This window comes from Streptomyces sp. 2323.1, assembly GCF_900221035.1.
In the GTDB taxonomy this organism is placed as follows: Bacteria; Actinomycetota; Actinomycetes; order Streptomycetales; family Streptomycetaceae; genus Streptomyces; species Streptomyces sioyaensis.
Window position 1 is genome coordinate 2,741,273 of the sequence record NZ_LT907981.1, and the last position, 20,909, is coordinate 2,762,181.

Consider the following 20,909-nt stretch of genomic DNA (forward strand, 5'->3'; position numbering starts at 1 on the left):
TACGCCTGCCCTTGGCTTGCGCCGGTCCCGATCCTACATTGGACAATGTCTAAGTCAAGAAGAATGCGAAAGCAGTACTCGATCCGGTCATGGACCTACCACTGCTACCCTGGCTGTATCTGACTGATAGGTGAATGGCATGAGTGACCTGCTGGAACGGCTCCGGGGACGCGGCTGGCGGCTGACCGCGCAGCGACGCGTCGTCGCCGAGGTCCTGGACGGGGACCACGTCCACTACACCGCCGACGAGGTGCACGCGCTGGCCTCCGACCGGCTCCCCGAGATCTCCCGCGCCACGGTCTACAACACCCTGGGTGAGCTGGTCTCACTCGGCGAGGTGATCGAGGTGAGCACCGACGGCCGGGCCAAGCGCTACGACCCCAACGCGCACCACGACCACCAGCACCTCGTCTGCTCGCAGTGCGGCACGATCCGCGATGTCCACCTCCAGGGCGACCCGCTCTCCGCCCTGCCCGAGCCGGAGCGCTACGGCTTCCAGGTCTCCGAGGTCACCGTCACCTACCGGGGCATCTGCCCCCACTGCAGCGCACCGTCCTGATCCCACAGGGTGCCGACCCTCTCCGGACCGGCCCCGCAGCCATACGCCTTGCCGAGCCCGCGCCCACCCGGCCGCGGGCTCCTTCGCGTGCCGGGCCTGCCCGCCGGCCGACTGCATCTGACGGGGTGTCGCCTCGTCGGGGCACCGCGACACGACGAAGGCCCGGATTCCAAGGAATCCGGGCCTTCGTCTTCAGTAGCGGGGACAGGATTTGAACCTGCGACCTCTGGGTTATGAGCCCAGCGAGCTACCGAGCTGCTCCACCCCGCGTCGTTGTGCCCTTACTTTAACCCCGGCCCGACGACCAGCGCAAATTCCTTCCGCACGGCCCAGGGCCCGGTCCCATGGACCGGGCCCTGGGCTCCGTCGGCCAGCGCGCCCGCCAGGCGTCTCCTGGCCGGATCGCCCCGGGGCGATCCGGCAAACGGACCCGCGCTAGGCGCTGAGCTCCTCCTGGAGGGCCGTCCGCAGCCGGGCCGCGCGCTCGGCCACCTCGGGCGGCCCCAGCTCGACGGCGCGGGCGCACCAGTTCTGCGCCTCCGCGAGCGCCCCGCGCCGGGCGGCGAGCAGCGCCAGCCGGAGGGCCGCCCGGCCGTGCCCGCCCTCGGCGGCGCGCTGCCACCACAGGGCGGCCTCGGGCAGGCTGCCCTCGCGGGCCAGCAGCAGCCCGAGGTTGAAGGCACCGTTCCGGCTGCCCGCCTCGGCCGCCGCGCGGTACCAGTCCGCGGCCTCGACCACGTCCCCGCGCGCCGCGGCGAACATGCCCATACGGACCTGGGCACGGCGGTGCCCCTGGCCCGCGGCCCGCTCGTACCACTGCAGGCTCTCGTCGTCCGCCGGCCGCTCGCCGTCCGTGAGCCCCTCACCGGCGGCCGACGCCTGCCGGTCGAGGAGGTCCGCGAGCCGGAAGGCCGCCTCGGCGCTGCCGCCGCCGGCCGCACAGCGCAGATTCCGCTCCGCGTCCTGCAGTTCGCCGTCCCGCAGCTGCACGATGGCGACCTGCAGCGCCGCATCGGTGTGCCCGGCCGCGGCCGCCCGCTCGTACCAGGCGTGCGCCGTACGCTCGGCACCGCGGCCGGCATGGAGGATGCCGAGGTTGAAGGCGGCATCCACGCTGCCCGCCTCGGCCGCCTTGGAGAACCACGGCTCGGCACCCGAGGCGTCGCCGCGCTGGAGCAGCAGGATGGCCAGCGCATTGGCGGCCTCCCGGTGCCCGGCGTAGGCGGCGCGGCGGTACCACTGCTCACCGCGCCCGTCCCGGCCCTGCGCGGCGCACAGCAGCCCGATGTTGTAGGCGCCGTTGACGTCCCCGGCGTCCAGTGCGGCGCGGTACCAGCGCTCGGCGGTCTGCAGCTCGCCGCGGTCGGCGTGCAGGGCGCCCAGCGCATTGGCGGCGTTGCCGTCGCCCTCCTGGGCGGCGCGCCGCCACCACTCCGCGGCGCTCTCCTCGTCCCCGGCATCGCGCAGCAGGAAGCCCAGTGCACAGGCGGCGCGGGCCTCGCCGTCCTTGGCGGCGGACAGATACCAGCGACCCGCCTCCTGGACGTCCCCGCGCTCCTCCAGCAGCGCGCCCAGCTGCAGTGCGGCCCTCCGGTGGCCGCGCGCGGCGGCCTGGCGGTACCACTGCTCGGCCTCCTCCTGCCGGCTCAGCTCGCCGTACGCGGGCGTCGCGCGGTGATCCGCGTCGCCGTCGTCCTCGATGAGCCGGGCGAGGCGGTACGCGGCCTCGCGGTGGCCGCGCTCGGCGGCCGTACGGAACCAGCGCCCGGCACCGATGTCGCCGCGGTGCTCCAGGAGATCGGCCAGCGCGTAGGCGCCCAGGCAGTGGCCGGACTCGGCGGACTGGCGCAGCCAGTACTCGGCGGCCGGCTCGTCGCCGCGCTCGCGGTAGTGGCGCCCGAGCGCGTGCGCGGCAGCGGCGGAGCCGGCGACGGCGGCGATCCGCCACCAGCCGCCCGCGTCGTCCCCGTAGCCCCGCTGATGGAGCAGGACGCCCAGGTTGTTGGCCGCGGCGCGGTCACCTGCGGCGGCCGCGGAGCGCAGATGCGGCTCGGCGCCATCGAGGTCACCGCGGCGCAGCAGCATCGCGCCCAGGGCGCTCATCGCGGCGGTGTCGCCCGCCTCGGCGGCCCGGCGGTGGCCGGACTCGGTCACGGCATCGGACGCCTCGGCGGCCTCCGCCGCCTCCATCGCGTCCATCTGCAGCTCGGATTCGCGCCCGTCGTCGGGCGCATGCACAAACCGGTCTGTCTCCAACAACCTTGCCTTGTCCCCCATAAGACCCATCGTCGCATCACCTGTTACCCGCGTACACCTGGTATACCGCAGCAAGTGAGGTCACTTCAGCGGTTTGTCGACTTCCCGACACGACGACTTGCCAAACTCAAGCACACACCTTCCCCACATCGGCCGTACGACCCGGCCTTGACCGATATCGGCCGGAACACATGACGAAGGCCCGGATCCCTGAGGGATCCGGGCCTTGGTCATTCAGTAGCGGGGACAGGATTTGAACCTGCGACCTCTGGGTTATGAGCCCAGCGAGCTACCGAGCTGCTCCACCCCGCGTCGTTGTGTCCACAAGGTATCACGGCACCGGCGGGCCCCTGGACCGACGCGGCCCTGCGCCGCCGGTGCGAACCGGCGGCGCAGGGCCCAAACATCGTGCCGGCCGGCTCAGCCGCCCGGCTTGCCGCCCTTCTCGGAAGCCTTCGCCGCCCGGTCCAGCGCGGCCTTGAGCTTCTTCTGGGCCTCGCCGTAACCGGCCCAGTCGCCCGCGGTGCGCGCCTTCTCGCCCTCTTCGTAGGCCTTCTGGGCGTCGGACAGGGCCTGCTGCACCGTCTGGCCGGACGGCTGCTGGCCGGTGTCGCCGCCGCCCGGCGGCTTCTCGGTGCCCGTACTGGGCGCCTTCTTGCCGAAGACCACGTCCAGCGCGTCCTTGAGGGAGTCCTCCAGGACGGGCTTGTTGTCGCCGTAGCTGACCAACACCTTCTTCAGGAGCGGGTAGTTGGTGTTGGCGCCGCGCAGATAGACCGGTTCGACGTACAGCAGTCCGCCGTCCAGTGGCACGGTCAGCAGATTGCCGTACTCGATCTCCGAGTCGCCGAGCTTCTTGAGGATGTTGAGCTCATTGGCGATGTTCGGATCGGAGTTGAACTTCGACTGCACCAGCTGTGGTCCGGGCACCGGTGTCTGCGAGGGCAGTTTCAGCAGTCTGATCTTGCCGTAGTCCGGACTCGTCGCATTGGCGTCGACGGCCATGAACGCACCGAGGTTGTCCCGCTTGTTGGGCGTGAAGCTCGTCGTCAGCGAGAAGGCCCGGTTCTTCTGGTCCGGCATCTTCATGCTCAGGTAGTACGGCGGAACGGCGTTGCCCGACTTGGTCGTCGGGTCGTTCGGAATCTGCCAGCGCTCGGACCCGGTGTAGAACGTGCCGGGGTCCGTGACGTGGTAGGTGGTCAGCAGCTGGCGCTGCACCTTGAAGAGGTCCTGCGGGTAGCGCAGATGCTCCCGCAGCGACGGGCTGATGGCGCTCTTCTTCTCGACCGTGCCGGGGAAGGACTTCATCCACGTCTTGAGGACGGGGTCCTTCTCGTCCCACTGGTAGAGCTTGACCGAGCCGTCGTAGGCATCCACCGTCGCCTTGACGGAGTTGCGGATGTAGTTGACCTGGTTCTGCTGGGCCACCACCGCCCGCTGGCCGTCGGTGAGCGAATCGGCCGTGCTGTCCCCGAGCGTGGTGCGCGAGGCGTACGGATAGCCGTTGCTGGTGGTGTAGGCGTCCACGATCCACTTGATCCGGCCGTCGATGACCGCCGGATAGGCGTCGCCGTCGATGGTCAGCCAGGGGGCGACGGACTCGACGCGCTCCTTGGGCGTGCGGTTGTACAGGATCCGCGAGCCCTTACCGATCGCGCCGGAGTAGAGGATCTGTGGCTCGCCGAACGCCACCGCATAGGCGGCGCGGTTGACCGGGTTGGCGAGGCTGACGCCGCTGTTGCCCCGGTAGCTGTAGCTCTTCTCGCCGCTGTCGTCGGAGTAGTCCAGCTCCTTCTGCGGACCACCGACGATGGAGTACTGCGAGGTCTTCTCGCCGTAGTAGACCCGCTGCTGGTACGAGCCGAGCTGGCCCTTGGCGGGCAGATCCGACTCGGTGTACTTCGGACCGCCGCCGTCGGCGGCCTCGGTCCCCTTGGCGGCGACCGCGCCGTAGCCGTGGGTGTACTTGAAGTGGTCGTTGATCCAGTTGCGCTCGGGGATACCGGCGATGTTCAGCTCACGCAGACCGATGACGGTGTCCTGCTCGGCACCGCCCTTGTCCTTGTAGCGGTCGACGTCGAGGGTGGAGGGGAACTGGTAGTACCCGCGCACCTGCTGCTGTTGCTGGAAGGCCGGCGAGACCACGTTCGGGTCGAGCAGCCGCAGGCTGGCGGTGGTGTCGGCGTCGTCGCGCAGCCGCTGGCTGTCCGCCTTGTCGGCGGGCTTGTAGTTGCCCTTGTACGGGGTGACCTCGGAGCCCTGGATGTCGTACGCGTCCCGGGTCGCCTTGATGTTCTGCTTGATGTACGGCGCTTCCTTGGCCTGCTCGTTCGGCTGGACCTGGAACTTCTGCACGATCGCCGGGTAGAGCCCGCCGATCAGGATCGCCGAGAGCACCATCAGCCCGAAGCCGATCACCGGCAGCTGCCAGGTGCGCCGCCACAGCGTCGCGAAGAACAGCACCGCGCAGATCGCCGCGATGAAGAACAGGATGGTCTTCGCCGGGAGGTAGGCGTTGGCGTCGACGTAGCGCAGACCGGTCCAGTTGTCGGCCGACTTCAGGCCGCTGGACTTGACCGCGAGGCCGTAGCGGTCGAGCCAGTACGCGATCGCCTTGAGCGAGACGAAGATGCCCAGCAGCACCGACAGATGACCGGTCGCCGCCGCCGTCGCCCGCGAGCCGGGGCTGGTCAGCCGCAGTCCGCCGTAGAGGTAGTGCGTCAGCGCCGCGGCGACCAGGCACAGCACCGCACAGGCGAAGCCGAAGCTCAACAGGAAGCGGTACCAGGGCAGATCGAAGGTCCAGAAGGAGATGTCCTTGCCGAACTGCGGGTCCGTCTTGCCGAACGGCACGCCGTTGACCCACTGGAGCCACGTACGCCACTCACCGGAGGCCGAGGCGCCGGCGATCAGGCCGATCACCGCGGTGATCGCGATCAGCGCCCACTTCTTGAACGGCGCGATGCCCATCCGGTAGCGGTCCAGGCTCTGCTGCTCCATGGACATCGCGCTCAGCGGCGGCCGCAGCCGGTGCGCCAGCCAGATGTTGACGCCGACGGACGAGGCCATCACGACGCCGAAGGCGAAGAACAGTCCGATCTTGGTCCACAGGGTGGTGGTGAAGACCGAGGAGTACTTGACCGACCGATACCAGAGCCAATCCGTCCAAAACCCCGCAAACATCACGAAGAGCATGGCCAGTACGGCCAGCACACCCAATGTCATGAGCAGGGTCCGGATCCGCCGCGATGGTCGGCCGACTCTGATCCGTGGCCCTGTCGGGCCTCCGCCGCGGTCCGGCATCTGGAAAGCCAAGGTGCGCACCTCGAAGTTCGCTGTCGTGTGGAGCAGGCCCGGCGATAGTAGGACCCACTGATGCAACTTACGAAGGCTTTACCCGGTTCCCGATTTCGGGGGGATACAAGGCACGATGTGCAGCATGACCAACCTCCCCGTTGACGGCACCCCCCTCGCCGCCGACCCCCTGACCCGCGCGGTGCTCGAAATCGACGAGTACAGCGCCGGGCTCGGCTGGGATCAGCCGGCCCGACTGTTCGCCCTCGTCGACACCGCCAAGCTGCGCGCGCAGGAGCCCTCGCTCGCCGCGCAGCTCGGCATCGACGACTCCACCACCGCGTCCCTGACCCCCGTGGAGCAGGACGAGATCCCGGCGGGCGTCCCGCTGGACGAGTTCCTGGCCACCATTGCCTGGCCGGATGCCGTCAGCGGCTGCGCCCTGACCGTGGAGCGGCTGATGCTGCCGCCGTCCGCCGAGGACTCCGAGCCCGCGGGCATGGACGAGGCCCAGCTCGCCACCTGGGTCGCCGAGCACCCGGACCGCCAGGAGGTCCGGATGACGGTGGCCGTGCTGCGCGACGGCCGCCGCGAATCGGCACTGCGCCTGCGCGAGAAGGACTCCGCGTCCGAGGTGCTCACCGGCTCGGCGCTGGTACCGGGCCTCGCGGAGGCGCTGGCCGCCACCTTCGAGGGCTGACCGCCCGGGCCGGGCGTCAGCGTCCGGCCCGCGGCCCGCCTTCTAGGACGCGCCCGCCGGGCTGCAGCTCGGCAGGCCGGCGACGTCGCCCTTGCGTATCTTCTCCAGCGCCTTGACGGCGTCACCTATGGTGTCGACCTTCACCAGCCGCAGCCCGCGCGGGGTGTCCTTGGCGGCGGTGGCGCAGTTGTCCTTGGGCGTCAGGAAGAACTCCGCGCCCTTGTCGCGCGCACCGACCGTCTTCATCGAAATGCCGCCGATCGGGCCGACCTTGCCCTTGTCGTCGATGGTGCCCGTACCGGCCACGAACTTGCCGCCCGTCATGTCCCCGGGCGTGAGCTTGTCGACGATGCCGAGGGCGAACATCAGCCCGGCGCTCGGGCCGCCGACATCGGCCAGCTTGACGTCGATGGGGAACGGGAAGATGTGATCCACCCCGGCCTGGATGCCCACGACGGCACGGCCGTTGTCCGCCTTCTGCGTGGTGATCGTGATCTGCTTCTGGCCCGCGGTGCCGGGCTTCTTGCCCTGCTTCTCCGCCGCGGCGGCCTGCTTGGCGGGGATGATCGTGAAGACCACCGGCTGGCCCGGCTTGTGCCGGGTGACGAGCTTGGCGACATCGCCGACCTGCTTGACCGCCGTGCCGTCCACCGCCTTGATCACATCGCCCGCGTGCAGCCGCCCGTCGGCCGGCTTGTCCTTGAGGACGGATCCGACGACGGTCTGCGAGGCGACCGGGATGTGCAGCTGGTCGAGCGCGGCGACCTTGGCGCTCTCCTGGGACTGGGTGAACTCCTCGGCGTTCTCCTGGTCGGCCTGCTCGGGCGTCTGACCCTCGGGGTAGAGCGTCTTGTGCGGCACCACGGCGTTGTCGTGGTCGAGCCAGCCGTACACCGCCTCGAAGAGGTTCATGGTGTAGTCGGGGCCGGTGACCCGGACCGTGGTCATGTTGAGATGACCGGTCGCCGGATACGTCTTCCGCCCGGAGATCTGCAGCACCGGCTCGCCATCGTGATCACCGAGGGTGTTGACCGTGGGCCCCGGCGACATCTCGGAGTACGGCACGGGGATCAGTACTCCCGCGCAGAGCAGCGCGATCAGCATCAGGGTCGAGGCGAGCAGCGTCGCGGTGCGGCGTGGCATGGAACGACAGTACGGGACGGGTATGACAACCGGCCCGCGGGGCCGTCCGTACGAGGCCGGGCAACTGCCCCCGCAGGGCCGTCAGCCCAGGGCACCTTCCGGTGCGTGCGTACGGCAGATCTCAGGCCGGATCCGAGGCGGGATCGGGGACGGAGTGCTCTTTCTCCATGGCGTCACGGAACCGGGCATAGCCCGCGAGCTCGGCCACGTCACCGGTCTTGCGGTTCCGCAGGGCCCAGCTGCTCCACACCGCGGCGATCAGCCCGGCACCGACCGGAATCAGCAGCCACAGGAGTGCACCCATCAACGACCTCCCAACCCCTTGTTCGACGAGATCGACGAATAAGCAGATTAACCATCTGCAGGGTCAACGCTCACGCCAGGGGGCGGGTTACGCAACTGGAACACGACGCACCGGTTCGCCCCGTGTGCGCAGGTCGGCTGCCTCGCGCCGGCGCGATCACCGCCCGCCCGTCTGCAGTGAGGTCTGCCCCGGGAGCGACTCGTTACGCACCGGTTCGCCCAGGAATTTCGCTGCGCTTCCGGAGGCGTCTCAGGCCCCCACCCATTCCTCCGTGCCGTCCGCGAACGTCTGGTGCTTCCAGATCGGCACCTCGTGCTTGAGATCGTCGATCAGCTTGCGGCAGGCCTCGAAGGCCTCGCCCCGGTGCGGGCAGGACACGGCGACGACCACGGCCAGATCACCGATGCGCAGATCGCCCACCCGGTGGACGGCGGCCAGCGCCCGGACGGGGAAGTCGGCGATCACCTTCTCGGCGATCCGGCGCATCTCCGCCTCGGCGCTCGGGTGCGCGGAGTAGCCCAGGCCCTCGACGTCGGCGCCGCTGTCGTGCGAACGAACCGTGCCGACGAACAGGGCGGTGCCGCCGGCTGCCGCGTCACCCACGGCCGTGAACACCTCGTCCACGGACAGGGGGGTGTCGCGGATCGCCAGGAGCCGGATCGGGTCCGCGGCGGCCCGCTCACCGGGGTGGTCGCGGCCGGGGGACGAAGCAGAGGACGTGCCAGACATGCTCCCATCGTGCCGTACCCGGGGGGCTCGGCGGGAATGGCCGTTCCGCCCGTGGTCCGGGCCGCCGTATGGAGACTCCTCCAGCCCGGCGGCCCGGTCCGCGTTCAGATACGGCGGCGGGCCTTGCGGGCGCGCCGCACCAGCGCCGCGGTGCCCAGGAGGGCGACGGTGGCGCCGGCGGCCCCGGCGGCGGTGGCGTCCTTGCGGCCCAGGCGGCGGCCGGCGACGGTGTGCCGTCCGGCGACCTCCTCCAGGAGCTCGGCGAGCACCTCCTCGTTCGTCCACCGGGGCCGCCAGCCGGCGTCGTGCAGCCGGCTGCCGCTGACCACCCACGGGTACATCGTGTACGCGAGGTCCCCCGCGGGCGAGGGGGTCAGGCCGATGCGGTGCAGCCGGGCCGCTGCGCCCAGGGCCACCGAGGACGGCAGCTCCATGCGGCGGATGCCGGAGAGTTCCTCGACCTCCTCCTGCTCCAGCCAGCCGTCGCAGCCGACCGCCAGCTCGCCGTCGACCTTCTCCAGCGCCGCGTGCTCCAGGGCGCTGACCAGGTCCTCCACGTGGCAGAACTGCCAGGCGGGGCGGGATCCGGCCACGACCAGGAGGCGGGGGGATTCGAAGTAACGGGTCAGCGCGGTGTCCGTGCCGCCCACCAGGACGGCGGGGCGCAGGACGGTGACGTTCAGGCCCGGGTGTGCGCGGGGGGCGCGGTGCGCCAGGTGCTCGATCTCCAGCAGGTCGCCCACGCCGGTGGCGTCCGCAGTGGCGCGCAGTTCGGCGTCCTCGGCCAGGGGGACGTCGTTGTCGGGCAGCGCCCCGTAGACCATCGCGGAGGTGCACAGCACCACGCGGTGGACACCGGCGGCCGCGGCGGCGGTGAGCACGGTCTGGGTGCCGCGCACGTTGTAGGCGGTGCGGGCCGCGGCGTCGGTCTCCAGGTCGAGGTCGAGCGCCAGGTGGACGACGACGTCCGCGCCGCGGAGCTTGTCGGCGATGGCCGGGTCCCGGACGTCCAGGACGTGCCAGTGCGCCTCGGCGACGTCACCGCGCCGCTCGTCGATGGCCACCACCTCCTTGACCTCGTCGGAGTCGACCAGGGCGCGGGTGAGCAGCGCACCGACTCCGGAGGCGGCTCCGGTGACGGCGATGACGGGCCGGCGCAGCGGCCGGCCTGCGCCGCCGCCTGCGGGGTCGTCTGCCTTCTCGGTCTGGGCCGCAGCGTTTCGCGCTGCGCGAACGGTCGGATCTGGGGAACTCACCGGGCGTCTCCAGCGGTTGTCTTCAGTGCGAACGCGTGGTGACGCGTGCGCACCAGGTGGCGTCCATCCTGCCGCAGCCACCGGGACAGCGAAGCACCGAGCCCCGAAGCGGTCCGGGTGTCTACGCTGGAGGTGATGTGGGCAGCCCGCCGTCGGCCACCTGGTCGGCGGCCCTACGAGCCGAGGAACCCCGTGAGTGACACCCCATTTGGATTCGGCCTTCCGCCGGAGGAGCCGGAGGACGGCGACAACGGCAAGAAGAAGGGCGGCCAGGGAGGTAGCCAGGGCCCCGCGGACCCCTTCGGGTTCGGCGGCGGGAGCGGCGGCGCGGACAATCCGTTCGCGGCGCTCTTCGGCGGCATGGGCGGCCCCGGCGGCGAAATGAACCCTGGCGACCTGGGAGCCGCCTTCCAGAAGCTCGGGCAGATGCTCTCCTACGAGGGCGGCCCGGTGAACTGGGACATGGCCAAGGACATCGCGCGGCAGACCGTCGCGCAGGGCGCCGAGGACGGCAGCAAGGATGCGAGCCTGTCGCCGGGTGAGCGCAGTGCGGTCGAGGAGGCCGTACGGCTGGCGGATCTGTGGCTGGACGGCGTGACGTCGCTGCCGTCGGGGTCCGCCTCCGTAGTGGCCTGGAGCCGCGCCGAGTGGGTCGAGGAGACCCTGCCGGTGTGGAAGGACCTGGTCAATCCGCTCGCCGAGCGCGTCGGGGCGGCGATGGGCGATGTGCTCCCCGGGGAGATGCAGGCCATGGCGGGCCCGCTGCTCGGGATGATGCGCTCCATGGGCGGCGCGATGTTCGGCACCCAGATCGGGCAGGCGCTGGGCGTGCTGGCCAGTGAGGTCGTCGGTTCGACGGACATCGGACTGCCGCTGGGCCCGGCCGGCAAGGCCGCCCTGCTGCCCGGCAACATCGCGTCGTTCGGCGCGGGACTGGGTGTGCCCGAGGAGGAGGTGCGGCTGTATCTGGCCCTGCGCGAGGCCGCCCACCAGCGGCTCTTCGCCCATGTGCCGTGGCTGCGCTCGCATCTGTTCGGTGCCGTCGAGGGCTATGCACGCGGCATCAAGGTCGACACGACCAAGCTGGAGGACGTGGTCGGCCAGATCGATCCGCAGCACCCCGAGGAGCTGCAGAACGCCCTTCAGCAGGGCATGTTCCAGCCCGAGGACACCCCGGAGCAGAAGGCGGCGCTGGCCCGGCTGGAGACCGCGCTGGCGCTCGTCGAGGGCTGGGTGGACGCGGTGGTGCACGCCGCCGCCAAGCCGCATCTGCCCTCGTCGGACAAGCTCCGCGAGACGCTGCGCCGGCGCCGGGCGAGCGGTGGCCCCGCCGAGCAGACGTTCTCGACGCTGATCGGCCTCCAGCTGCGTCCGCGGCGGCTGCGGGACGCCTCGCGGCTGTGGGCGTCGCTGACGGACGCCCGGGGCCTGGAGGGCCGCGACGGCCTGTGGGAGCACCCGGACATGCTGCCGACGGCGGCCGATCTGGACGACCCGGACGGGTTCGTGCACCACGAGCAGCCGGACTTCTCCGAGCTCGACAAGATGCTCGGCGAGGCCGCGAGCGGCGGCAAGCCGGATGCAGGCACGCAGCCCCCGGAAGGCGAGGGTCCGGACGAGGCCCCCGGCGAGGGAAAGGGCGACGGCGACAGGTGAGTCTGCATGCCGATGCGGCGCGGGTGCTCACCGGGTGGCCCGCGCCGTCCCCCGCGCAGGAAAAGCTGCGCCTGACGTATCTGGATCATCTTGCCGCCCATGAGGACGGCATGTGGAAGCCCTGCAAGGAAGGGCACCTCACGGCCAGCGCGCTGGTGATCGACCCGGTCGGCGGCCGGGTGCTGCTCACCCTGCACCGCAAGCTGAAGATGTGGCTGCAGATGGGCGGCCACTGCGAGCCCGAGGACGCCTCGCTCGCCGAGGCGGCGCTGCGGGAGGCGCGGGAGGAGTCCGGGATCGCGCAGGGGCTGACGCTGCTGCCCGGCGGCCCGGTGCGCCTGGACCGTCATCACACGCCCTGCGCGGTGCATTTGGACGTGCAGTACGCCGCGCTGGCACCCGAGGGCGCGGTGGCGGCGATCAGCGACGAGTCGCTGGACCTGCGGTGGTTCGCGTACGACGAGGTGCCCGGCGTCGCCGATGCGTCGGTGGCGCAGCTGGTGGACGGTACCCGCGCACTGCTTTAGACAGCGGCTGCGCCTGCGGCGCCCGTCCCTTCCCGGGGCGGGCGCCGCAGCTGTCCTCGCAGGGCGTCGGCGGGGCTCAGTTGGTGAAGATGTTGCCCTGGTTGTGTCCCCGGGCGCCCTGCTGGCCCATGCCGAACTGGGCGGCCATCCCGGAGCCGATGACGGCGTTCTGCGGCGGCAGCAGCTCGCTGGGCTGGACCAGTGCGTAGCCTTGGCCGAGGAAGCTGAGTTCCCAGCCCTCGCCGGTGTTGCCGCGCCGCCGCCACACCCCGGAGGAGTGCGTCTGCGCCTGCATCTGGACGCGCAGCGAGGCGGACCAGGCGACCACCGCGTCGGCGTCGGCGTTGACGTACTTGTCGGGCGTGACCTGCAGCATCAGCGGCTGGCCGGAGGTCATCAGGGCGACCTTGCCCTGCCCGGAGATGTTGAGCTGGTATTTCCCGGTCCCGGAGATGCCGTACTGGCTGTCGACCGAGACGACGTCCCAGTGGAGGCCGGAGTCCAGTGCCAGGACGTAGCTGCTGTCGACGGTGAGGCCGTCGTGATCGACGTCGACGACATGGACGTACTGGGCGAGGTTGGCCAGATAGACCGTGCCCTGCCCGGAGACGCGCATCAGATCGAGGCCCTCACCGGAGTAGGCGCGGGCCCGGTGCTGGCCGGGCGTCTGGTAGTTGCCGTCGAATTCGAGCAGCCCCTGATAGGCGACCATCGCGCCCTTCCGGGCGAGGACGTCTTCGTGGCCCTGGAGGGCGACCCGCAGCAACTGGCTGTTCTGCAGGGCGTAGCGGTCCTGGGTCTGTGCCTCGGTGAAGGCGAAAAGCGGACTCTGCATGGCGTGTTCGGTCCTCCCCCTCAGCCCCGGGCCCGGAGCCGGTCGGTGCTGTCCTCGCTGGGCTGGACGACGACGAACCCCTGGCCGGAGAAGCCCAGTTGGTACGCCTCACCGCTGCCCCGTCCGATCATCGAGGACGCCTTGAAGCTGCGCTTGCCCTTCATCTTCAGATGGGTCGACCAGGCGACCAGGGCGTCGGGGTCCACGTAGGTCTCGTCCTCGCCACGGCCGCAGTCGACGACGATGGGGGTGCCCCGGGAGGTCAGGGCGACCCAGCCGGTGCCGGAGATCCCGACGTTGAAGAGCCCCTGGCCGGCGAACTTCGCCATGCCCTTGACGCGCTGCACGCCCCACTGGAGCTGCGCGTCGAAGGCGAGGAGATTGGTGCCGTTGACGGAGAGCGCGTCATCGTTGAGGTGGATGCAGACGACATCGGCGCCGTAGTCGGCGAGGTAGAGCACGCCGTCGCCGGTGCACTTCATCAGGGGTGCGCCTTCGCCGGTGAGCCACTGGGAGGCCATCTGGCGGACGGCGGGCGGGTTCGGCTCGTACTGGACGAAGCCTTCGTAGGCGACCATGGAGCCGGTCCGGGCGAAGACGTCCTGGCCGCTCTGCATGGCGATCTTCACCATGGCGCTGCCGTGGTTCTCCATGCGGGCGGCGGGCGGGGTCGGGACGTAGCCCGACAGCTGCTGCTGGTTCATGACGTACGGGCTCCCTCAGACCTCGTAGGGCTGGACGACGATGAAGTTGCCGGGTGCGCCCCGGAACTGGAGGTTCACGGTCTCGCCGGAGTGGCCCGGGAAGGCGTGCCGGCGCAGGCTGACCTGGCTGGAAATGATCACCTGCGAGCCGGCCGACCAGGCCACGATGGCGTTGGCGTCGGCGAAGGTGGTCGGGGTGACCGGCAGCACGACCGGGGTGCCCTGGGTCTTGACGACGAGGGTGCCGGTCCCGTGGAACTGCATGGTGAACAGGGCGCCACCGGGGATGCCGTGGCCCTCGATACGGCGGACCTCGTGCTGCAGCGACTCGTCGAAGGCGAGGACGCTCTCGGCGGACACACAGATCGCGTCGCCCTGCAGCTCGATGGGGTGCACATGGGCGCTGTTCTCCGCGAAGAACACCTGGCCCTGGCCGGTGCAGCGCATCAGCTGCATTTCCTGGCCGGTGGCGTTGCCGACGATGCGGCCGCGGAAGCCGGCGCCCTTGTAGCCGAAGTCGACCTTGCCCTGGTAGAGCACCATGCTGCCCTGGCGGGCGAGCACCGGCTGGCCGTCGACGCCGAGGTCGACACGGATCAGCTTGCTGTTCTGCGGGGTCCAGCGCTGACCGGTGGGTGCTTCCTTGTACTTGTCCAGGACGACGCCGAGGCCGGGGCCGCCGCCCTGGGGGACGGCCGGGGCCTGGGCGCCGGGATACGGGGCGCCGGGTGGCGGCGCCGGCTGCCCGTACGGGGCGGGCTGGCCCTGCGGGGCGCCGTATCCACCGGGCGGCGGGGCCGGCTGCCCGTAGGGCGGCGCCTGCGGGGCCTGCTGGCCGGGGAAGCCGCCGGGGGCCGTCTGCGGCTGGCCGTAAGGGGCCTGACCGGGCGCCGGCTGGCCGTACGGGGCGGGCGGCTGCTGACCGGGCGGTCCGGGCACACCGGGCGGGGCCAGGGGCGCGGCGAGGGTGGGCGCGCTGTGCACCTGCGGGGCGGTGGGCTGCGCGGGCGCCGGCTGCGGGGCTGCCGGGGGCGCCGTGGCACCGGGCGCGGGCTGCTGCGGTACGGGCTCCGCGGCGGGCACCCCGAAGGACGGCGCGGGGGCGGCCGGACCGGACGGGGGCGCGAAGCCGGGCGCGCCCTGTGCCGCCACGGGCGGTTCGGGCGCGGCGCCCTCCTCCTCGGCGACCTCGCCGCCGAAGTTCTTCAGCAGCGCCTCCAGGCCGCCGTCGAAGCCCTGGCCGACGGCGGCGAACCGCCAGACGTCCTTGAGGTAGAAGTCGCCGAGCATGACGGCACGTTCGGTGCTGAACTCGCTGCCGGTGAAGGAGTAGCGGGCGACCTCTTCGCCGCCGGCCACGATCCGGAGGTAGCCGGGGCCGATCTGGGAGACCTGGCCCGCGCCGTCGAGTGCGGCGGTGAAGGAGAGCTTCTGGATGTGCGGCGGGATCTTGTCGAGGGTGACCCGGAAGGACTCGCTGTCGCCGGCCTGCGCGCCGAGCAGCTGGATCGACTCCTCGGGCGACTTCGGCTGGTTGAAGAAGATGAAGTACCGGTCGTCGGAGAGCCGCTCATCGGCGTCCAGACCGAAGCAGCTGATGTCGAAGGTCAGGCCGGGCCCGGCGATCTGCACGCCGACGTACAGATCCGTTCCCGCCGTGAGATCACCGATTTTGGCCTTGTGGCCGCGCTGGAATTCCCTGGCCATACGTAACGCCCGTCCCCCGCTCCCGCTGTGAGTTCATCTGCGCGGCCAGGCTATCCGCTGGCGCCGACAACGGGCGATGCCGGGGCGCGGCGGATGGGGTCGCGCCGCGGGCTCATTCGCCGCGGGCGGCGGGCAGATGGGGCAGCCGGTCGGCCGCGACCACCCCTTCGAGGTAGCCGCGGGCGCGTTCCGTACGGGGGTAGGAGTCCAGCAGACTCCAGAAACGGGGCCCGTGACCGGGGACGAGCAGATGGGCGAGCTCGTGCAGCAGGACGTAGTCGATGACGTACTCCGGCATGCCCTGGAGGCGGTGCGAAAGACGGATGCTGCCCTCTGCCGGCGTGCACGAGCCCCAGCGGGTGTTCTGATTGGTCACCCAGCGCACCGACGCCGGGCGGGCGCGGCCGTCCAGATACTGGGCGGACAGCCGTCCGGCGCGCGCGGCCAGCTCGCCGTCGCCCAGCATCCGCTTGCTCTCCTGGGCGGCGAGCTTGTCCAGCATGACGGTGACCCAGCGCCGCTCCTCGGCCTCGGACATACGGGCCGGAATCAGGACGACCGTGCGGTCGCCCTCGCGGTATGCGGAGACCGTTCTGCGCCGTCGTGAGCTGCGGCGCACCTCGACGGCGCTGGTGCCCGCTGCATGGACCGTGGGACTCGGGGCAGTCCGGCGCGAGGTGTCGGCGGCGCGGCGCAGAGGTGTCTCCCCTGAGCCGTGAGCGGAAGGGTCGGCGGGCACGCGCCCGACGTTACCCGCTGCCGTTGCGGGAAGTCCCGCCCCGCGGTCGGTTCGCCGCCGAACCACTCCATGGCGTGCACGGCTTGTACGACTGCTGCCCACCGCCTGTGGATAACTTCCGCGCCGATCCGCCGCACGGCGCATGCTGGGGGCCGGACGACGGAGAACGGGGGCGGATATGACACATCCGATGCTCAAGCCCGCGCTGCGGCGCGGCTGGCGGGACAGGGAAACGGTGCGGTTCGGCGTGGCTCCGGCCCATGCGAAGGTGGTCGGCCCGGTCGACACCGCGACCGGCAGCTTCCTGTCGCTGATCGACGGCACCCGCACCATGCAGCAACTGACCGAGGAGGCCGCGTTACTGGACCTCCCGCCCGAGCACGTACGGGGCGTGGTGGAACGCCTCGGTGCGGCCGGGCTGCTGGAGGCACCCACTGCGGGCGGCCCGGCGGCCGAGGCCGTACGCGCGGACCAGGCTGCCTTCGCCCAGCTGCGGCCCGACCTGGCCGCCCTCTCGGTGCGGCATCCGGAGCCCGCGGGCGCCCTGGGCCGGATGGGAGCGCGCAGGGCGGTCCGGGCCAGGGTCAAGGGGGCGGGCCGGGTCGGTGCCGCGATCGCGGCGCTGCTGTCGGCCTCGGGGGTCGGCCGGGTGGAGGTGCTCGACGGCGGGACGGTCCAGCCGGAGGACGTCCTGCCCGGCGGGCTGCCGGCCGAGCGGATCGGTGAGCGGCGGGCCGCCGCCGCGCAACGGCTGGTCCGCCAGTCGTCCCCGTGGAGCCGTGCGCCGCGCCCGCGGGTCCCGGTCAGCGAGTCCGGTGAGCCGGGGCTGTCCCTGGTGGTGCTCGCCTCGCGCGACGGCCTCGGCGCGTACGCACCCGACCCCGTGCTGTCCGAGCCGCTGCTGACAGCCGGAATCCCGCATCTTTACGCGGGGGTGATCGAGGGCACGGGAGTGGTGGGTCCGCTGGTGCTGCCCGGTGGTTCGGCCTGTGCGCGCTGCGACGAGCTGCGCCGCACGGACGCCGAGCCGGCCTGGCCGCGGCTGCTTGCGCAGTGGCGGTCGGGACGCGGTTCACCCGCGGTGCCGGCCTGTGATGCCGCGTTGGCAACGACGGTCGCGGGCGTCGCCGCCGTCCAGGCGCTGACGTTCCTCGACGGTGAACTGCCGCCGTGCACAGGGGCGCGGTGGGAGCTGGCCGCACCGTGTGCCGAGGTGCGCACGGTGCCGATCGCGCCGCATCCGGAGTGCGCCTGCGGTGCTGCCGCTGCACTGTGTGCGGCAGGCGCCTCGGATCCTCGGCCGTGACACGCCACAATGACGGAGTAACCCCGGTTGGGGGACAGTGTGAGTTGGAGGGGCGCATGTCTGATCTTCCCCGCAAGGCGGTCACCCGTACCGCCAAGCTGGCCGCGCTGCCACTGGGGTTCGCCGGCCGTGCCACCTGGGGCCTGGGCAAGCGGATCGGCGGCAGATCCGCCGAGATCGTCGGCCGTGAGCTTCAACAGCGCACGGCCGAACAGCTCTTCAAGGTGCTCGGGGAGCTGAAGGGCGGGGCGATGAAATTCGGGCAGGCGCTGTCCGTCTTCGAATCGGCGCTGCCCGAGGAGATCGCCGGCCCCTACCGCGCCGCCCTGACCAAGCTTCAGGAGGCGGCGCCGCCGATGCCGACGAGCGCCGTGCATGCGGTGCTGGCCGAGCAGCTCGGCGAGGAGTGGCGGGAGCTGTTCGAGGAGTTCGAGGACAAGCCGGCGGCGGCTGCCTCCATCGGGCAGGTGCACCGGGCGGTGTGGCACGACGGCCGCGAGGTGGCCGTCAAGGTGCAGTATCCGGGCGCGGGCCAGGCACTGCTGTCGGATCTGACGCAGCTGAGCCGGTTCGCCCGGCTGCTGGGCCCGCTCATCCCGGGCATGGACGTCAAACCGCTGATCGCCGAACTGCGCGACCGGGTCTCGGAGGAGCTGGACTACTCCCTGGAGGCTCAGGCCCAGCAGGCACACGCCGAGGAGTTCGCCGACGACCCGGACGTGGTGGTGCCGTCCGTGGTCCACCAGTGCGACCAGGTGCTGGTGACGGAGTGGATGGACGGGCTGCCGCTGTCCGAGGTCATCACGGACGGCACGGACGAACAGCGGGACCGGGCCGGTCAGCTGCTGGCCCGCTTCCTCTTCTCCGGCCCCGCCCGTACGGGCCTGCTGCACGCCGATCCGCACCCGGGCAACTTCCGGCTGCTGGCCGACGGCCCGGACAGCCCGGTCGAGGAGTGGCGGCTGGGGGTGCTGGACTTCGGCACCGTGGACCGGCTGCCCGACGGGCTGCCGCCGACGATCGGCACCTCGCTGCGGATGACGCTCGACGGCGAGGCGGACGCCGTCTACCAGCTGCTGTGCGAGGAGGGCTTCGTCAGGGAGTCCATCGAGCTGGACCCGGACGCGGTGCTGGAGTATCTGCTGCCGATCATCGAGCCGGCGCTGGCCGAAGAGTTCACCTTCACCCGGAGCTGGATGCGCCATCAGGCAGCCCGGGTGGGCGATCCGCGCTCCCCCGCCCATCAGTTGGGCAAGCAGCTCAATCTGCCGCCCGCCTACCTGTTGATCCACCGGGTCACCCTGAGCACGATCGGGGTGCTGTGCCAGCTGGGGGCGGCGGTACGGCTGCGCGACGAACTCGAGGCCTGGCTGCCCGGCTTCGTACCCGAGGAAGAGCCGCCCGGCCCGGACATCACCGAGACCGGCACCGTCCTCGGCGCGGAGGCCGGCACAGACATCGGCGCGGAGGCCGGCACGGACATCGGCGCGGACCTCGGCAAGGAGGCCGTCGAAGAGACCACGGCCTGAGCCCGCATGCCGGGGCGGCCGCCCGCTCCGGCATGCGGGAGGCGACGGGCCCGCCCGGCTGCGGGAGCGGCCGGGCGGCCCCGAGGTCTGCCTACTCCGGCCCCACCGCCCCGGTGATGACGCCCGGCCTCACCACCAGCTCGAATCCAGGCGCCCCTCGATGGCGCGGAGGTTCTTCCGCGCGCAGGTGTCGCAGTAGTAGCGGCGCTCACCGTTCTCGACGGAGAGCGTCCAGGTCGGCGGGGTGCCCTCGGCGACCGCGCCGCAGCCGGCACACACCGTGTTCCCGTCCGCCAACCCCGCCTGTTCATGCGTCCTCTGGTCCACCGTCCGACGATATCCCCGTCCTCCACGGCACACGGGATCCCACGCACCACGGGGCCCGCCCTGTCGGACGGACCCCGTGGATGGCGGTATCAGTGCAGCGCCTTACGGCCTTACTGCATCACGGCCATGGCCAGCGCTCGGCGGGCACGGAGCGACGCGCGCTCGGCGCGCCGCTGCATACGCCGCGCGGCGGCGAGCCGATGGGCCCTGCGTTCTGATTCGGCCTCCCGCAGGCGTTCGTGCATATGCGCACGCGCCAGAGCTTCTGGGATGAGTTGCATGGCGTGGTTCCTGTTCTGACGCGACTCGATCGCGTCGACGTTCACGGGGACGGGGGTGTCGGTGAGAGAGGGGTTCATCGTGAGGTCCTGCTTCTGGGGATCCCGAGTGAGGGGATGGTCGATCGTTCCTGTGCCGAGGGCGTTCATGCCGAAACCGGGTTCTTGCGCGGACGGCCACGCGGCCGCTTCCGCGGCACGACGACGCCCTGGACGAAGAGCTCGCCACCCCAGACGCCCCACGGCTCACGCCGGTCCTTGGCGCCGGCGAGGCAGGCCTCACGGACGGGACAGGTCTGGCACAGGGTCTTGGCGTACTCGACGTCGGCCGGGGACTCCGCGAAGAAGACCTCCGGGTCGTAGGTACGGCACGGAACAGCGGCGCCGAGGCGGTCGATCTCGTCGTCGAGCTCGGTGAGGGGAAGCAAGGAGTTCTCCTGAGGGTCGGGCGGAGGGATCAGGTCGGTCGCTACGGACGGGGTGTGCGTCTGGAGTTGCACGGTGGTGTGTTCCTCGTCTGTTCGGCCCGGCTGGTGGCGGGCGCTTGGGCAAACAAAAGGGCCGCGGATCCCGGTGTGGGTTCCGCGGCCCTGGAAGGTGCCGACCTGATCGCGCCGATCAGGCTGGATCTCTCCAGGGTTCGAGCCCGCGGTGGGCCCACATTTCATGCGTCTGGTACTGCTGCCGGGATTCGGCACCGTTGGCCGCCGCGTAGGCAAAGGCATTCGCCGGTGCCGCCGCTGCTGCTACCGCAGGTGCCTCGGTCGGTCGCGCGGTGCGCTCACTGCGCGTCAGCACAGCGAGGGACTCGGGGCGCGCGACCTCGGTACCGGACAGGCGGCCGAAGCCGGACAGACCGGTGCCAAGGAGCGAGGAGCCGAGCGGGCAGGCGGCGACGACCGAGAGATCGGTCATTTTGTTGGTCTCAATGAAGCTGATCACTGGGCTCGCCTCCTCTCGGCGTCTCGGTGGACCGGGAATCCCGTTCCAGGGCGTTCAAGTACAACACGGATCGAGCGGATCTCGGAAGAAACCGTTGTCTCCGTTGCTTCCGAAG

Annotated in this window: 20 protein-coding genes and 2 tRNA genes; 6 read left to right on the forward strand and 16 right to left on the reverse strand. The window is 71.2% G+C overall.

Features of this window, described 5'->3' with window-relative positions; all coding sequences use genetic code 11:
- The first annotated feature begins 139 nt into the window (after positions 1-139).
- On the forward strand, positions 140-559 hold the full coding sequence (locus CPH93_RS11160; protein ID WP_093485087.1) for a Fur family transcriptional regulator: 420 nt from the start codon (positions 140-142) through the stop codon (positions 557-559).
- 196 nt (positions 560-755) lie between these two features.
- On the opposite strand, the gene CPH93_RS11165 is transcribed toward CPH93_RS11160, so the two are convergent.
- From CPH93_RS11165 to CPH93_RS11180, 4 genes are all read right to left on the reverse strand, one after another.
- Positions 756-829, reverse strand: a tRNA-Met gene (locus tag CPH93_RS11165).
- A gap of 165 nt (positions 830-994) precedes the next feature.
- On the reverse strand, positions 995-2,845 hold the full coding sequence (locus CPH93_RS11170) for a tetratricopeptide repeat protein (RefSeq protein WP_173909778.1): 1,851 nt from the start codon (positions 2,843-2,845) through the stop codon (positions 995-997).
- Positions 2,846-3,053: 208 nt separating this feature from the next.
- Positions 3,054-3,127 (reverse strand) — tRNA-Met (locus CPH93_RS11175).
- A gap of 108 nt (positions 3,128-3,235) precedes the next feature.
- Positions 3,236-6,043, reverse strand: a complete 2,808-nt coding sequence (locus CPH93_RS11180; protein WP_096212677.1) for a UPF0182 family protein — start codon at positions 6,041-6,043, stop codon at positions 3,236-3,238.
- A 214-nt stretch (positions 6,044-6,257) separates the two neighbouring features.
- On the opposite strand from CPH93_RS11180, the gene CPH93_RS11185 reads away from it, so the two are divergent.
- Entirely contained in the window at positions 6,258-6,812 is a 555-nt protein-coding gene (locus tag CPH93_RS11185; RefSeq protein ID WP_093485085.1) for a PPA1309 family protein, read from the forward strand.
- A 42-nt stretch (positions 6,813-6,854) separates the two neighbouring features.
- On the opposite strand, the gene CPH93_RS11190 is transcribed toward CPH93_RS11185, so the two are convergent.
- From CPH93_RS11190 to CPH93_RS11205, 4 genes are all read right to left on the reverse strand, one after another.
- Positions 6,855-7,955: a YlbL family protein gene (locus CPH93_RS11190; protein ID WP_093485084.1), complete on the reverse strand. Its 1,101-nt coding sequence runs from the start codon at positions 7,953-7,955 to the stop codon at positions 6,855-6,857.
- Between the two features lie 121 nt (positions 7,956-8,076).
- Complete coding sequence (locus tag CPH93_RS11195; protein ID WP_006603228.1) at positions 8,077-8,259, reverse strand: hypothetical protein; 183 nt, start codon at positions 8,257-8,259, stop codon at positions 8,077-8,079.
- Positions 8,260-8,508: 249 nt separating this feature from the next.
- Positions 8,509-8,988: a molybdenum cofactor biosynthesis protein MoaE gene (locus CPH93_RS11200; RefSeq protein WP_096212678.1), complete on the reverse strand. Its 480-nt coding sequence runs from the start codon at positions 8,986-8,988 to the stop codon at positions 8,509-8,511.
- A gap of 104 nt (positions 8,989-9,092) precedes the next feature.
- Positions 9,093-10,244 (reverse strand): SDR family oxidoreductase, encoded by a 1,152-nt coding sequence (locus CPH93_RS11205; protein ID WP_006603230.1) that lies wholly within the window; start codon positions 10,242-10,244, stop codon positions 9,093-9,095.
- A 192-nt stretch (positions 10,245-10,436) separates the two neighbouring features.
- On the opposite strand from CPH93_RS11205, the gene CPH93_RS11210 reads away from it, so the two are divergent.
- Positions 10,437-11,900 carry a zinc-dependent metalloprotease gene (locus CPH93_RS11210; protein WP_096212680.1) on the forward strand — a complete coding sequence of 488 codons (1,464 nt, stop codon included), beginning with the start codon at positions 10,437-10,439 and terminating at the stop codon, positions 11,898-11,900.
- Complete coding sequence (locus tag CPH93_RS11215; protein WP_096212682.1) at positions 11,897-12,427, forward strand: NUDIX hydrolase; 531 nt, start codon at positions 11,897-11,899, stop codon at positions 12,425-12,427. Before CPH93_RS11210 ends, CPH93_RS11215 begins: the two co-directional genes overlap by 4 nt.
- Positions 12,428-12,503: 76 nt before the next feature.
- Here CPH93_RS11215 and CPH93_RS11220 read toward each other — a convergent pair whose 3' ends face one another.
- The 4 genes from CPH93_RS11220 to CPH93_RS11235 all read right to left on the reverse strand — a co-directional run bounded on the left by CPH93_RS11220 (position 12,504) and on the right by CPH93_RS11235 (position 16,412).
- Positions 12,504-13,262: an AIM24 family protein gene (locus CPH93_RS11220; RefSeq protein WP_093485080.1), complete on the reverse strand. Its 759-nt coding sequence runs from the start codon at positions 13,260-13,262 to the stop codon at positions 12,504-12,506.
- A 20-nt stretch (positions 13,263-13,282) separates the two neighbouring features.
- Positions 13,283-13,966, reverse strand: coding sequence for an AIM24 family protein (locus CPH93_RS11225; RefSeq protein WP_006603234.1), 684 nt, complete (start codon positions 13,964-13,966; stop codon positions 13,283-13,285).
- 15 nt (positions 13,967-13,981) lie between these two features.
- On the reverse strand, positions 13,982-15,673 hold the full coding sequence (locus tag CPH93_RS11230; RefSeq protein ID WP_096212683.1) for a TerD family protein: 1,692 nt from the start codon (positions 15,671-15,673) through the stop codon (positions 13,982-13,984).
- Positions 15,674-15,785: 112 nt separating this feature from the next.
- Complete coding sequence (locus tag CPH93_RS11235; protein ID WP_173909780.1) at positions 15,786-16,412, reverse strand: M48 metallopeptidase family protein; 627 nt, start codon at positions 16,410-16,412, stop codon at positions 15,786-15,788.
- 178 nt (positions 16,413-16,590) lie between these two features.
- On the opposite strand from CPH93_RS11235, the gene CPH93_RS11240 reads away from it, so the two are divergent.
- Together CPH93_RS11240 and CPH93_RS11245 are read left to right on the forward strand one after the other, a co-directional pair.
- A complete protein-coding gene (locus tag CPH93_RS11240; RefSeq protein ID WP_096212684.1) occupies positions 16,591-17,718 on the forward strand; it encodes a ThiF family adenylyltransferase in 1,128 nt (375 codons plus the stop codon).
- Between the two features lie 56 nt (positions 17,719-17,774).
- Positions 17,775-19,247, forward strand: coding sequence for an ABC1 kinase family protein (locus CPH93_RS11245; protein ID WP_096212686.1), 1,473 nt, complete (start codon positions 17,775-17,777; stop codon positions 19,245-19,247).
- 129 nt (positions 19,248-19,376) lie between these two features.
- On the opposite strand, the gene CPH93_RS11250 is transcribed toward CPH93_RS11245, so the two are convergent.
- The 4 genes from CPH93_RS11250 to CPH93_RS11265 all read right to left on the reverse strand — a co-directional run bounded on the left by CPH93_RS11250 (position 19,377) and on the right by CPH93_RS11265 (position 20,794).
- Positions 19,377-19,574 (reverse strand): hypothetical protein, encoded by a 198-nt coding sequence (locus CPH93_RS11250; protein WP_006603239.1) that lies wholly within the window; start codon positions 19,572-19,574, stop codon positions 19,377-19,379.
- A gap of 110 nt (positions 19,575-19,684) precedes the next feature.
- Positions 19,685-20,002: a hypothetical protein gene (locus tag CPH93_RS11255; protein ID WP_093485075.1), complete on the reverse strand. Its 318-nt coding sequence runs from the start codon at positions 20,000-20,002 to the stop codon at positions 19,685-19,687.
- Positions 19,999-20,352 carry a WhiB family transcriptional regulator gene (locus tag CPH93_RS11260; RefSeq protein WP_006603241.1) on the reverse strand — a complete coding sequence of 118 codons (354 nt, stop codon included), beginning with the start codon at positions 20,350-20,352 and terminating at the stop codon, positions 19,999-20,001. Before CPH93_RS11260 ends, CPH93_RS11255 begins: the two co-directional genes overlap by 4 nt.
- Positions 20,353-20,470: 118 nt before the next feature.
- Positions 20,471-20,794, reverse strand: a complete 324-nt coding sequence (locus tag CPH93_RS11265; protein ID WP_096212687.1) for a hypothetical protein — start codon at positions 20,792-20,794, stop codon at positions 20,471-20,473.
- Between the last annotated feature and the right edge of the window lie 115 nt (positions 20,795-20,909).

What these genes read in the sequence shown, in the direction of transcription:
- CPH93_RS11160 (WP_093485087.1), top strand. Translation starts at nt 140, where the DNA reads ATGAGTGACCTGCTGGAACGGCTCCGGGGACGCGGCTGGCGGCTGACC.
- CPH93_RS11170 (WP_173909778.1), bottom strand. Translation starts at nt 2,845, where the DNA reads ATGGGTCTTATGGGGGACAAGGCAAGGTTGTTGGAGACAGACCGGTTT.
- CPH93_RS11180 (WP_096212677.1), bottom strand. Translation starts at nt 6,043, where the DNA reads ATGACATTGGGTGTGCTGGCCGTACTGGCCATGCTCTTCGTGATGTTT.
- CPH93_RS11185 (WP_093485085.1), top strand. Translation starts at nt 6,258, where the DNA reads ATGACCAACCTCCCCGTTGACGGCACCCCCCTCGCCGCCGACCCCCTG.
- CPH93_RS11190 (WP_093485084.1), bottom strand. Translation starts at nt 7,955, where the DNA reads ATGCCACGCCGCACCGCGACGCTGCTCGCCTCGACCCTGATGCTGATC.
- CPH93_RS11195 (WP_006603228.1), bottom strand. Translation starts at nt 8,259, where the DNA reads ATGGGTGCACTCCTGTGGCTGCTGATTCCGGTCGGTGCCGGGCTGATC.
- CPH93_RS11200 (WP_096212678.1), bottom strand. Translation starts at nt 8,988, where the DNA reads ATGTCTGGCACGTCCTCTGCTTCGTCCCCCGGCCGCGACCACCCCGGT.
- CPH93_RS11220 (WP_093485080.1), bottom strand. Translation starts at nt 13,262, where the DNA reads ATGCAGAGTCCGCTTTTCGCCTTCACCGAGGCACAGACCCAGGACCGC.
- CPH93_RS11225 (WP_006603234.1), bottom strand. Translation starts at nt 13,966, where the DNA reads ATGAACCAGCAGCAGCTGTCGGGCTACGTCCCGACCCCGCCCGCCGCC.
- CPH93_RS11230 (WP_096212683.1), bottom strand. Translation starts at nt 15,673, where the DNA reads ATGGCCAGGGAATTCCAGCGCGGCCACAAGGCCAAAATCGGTGATCTC.
- CPH93_RS11240 (WP_096212684.1), top strand. Translation starts at nt 16,591, where the DNA reads ATGACACATCCGATGCTCAAGCCCGCGCTGCGGCGCGGCTGGCGGGAC.
- CPH93_RS11245 (WP_096212686.1), top strand. Translation starts at nt 17,775, where the DNA reads ATGTCTGATCTTCCCCGCAAGGCGGTCACCCGTACCGCCAAGCTGGCC.
- CPH93_RS11255 (WP_093485075.1), bottom strand. Translation starts at nt 20,002, where the DNA reads ATGAACGCCCTCGGCACAGGAACGATCGACCATCCCCTCACTCGGGAT.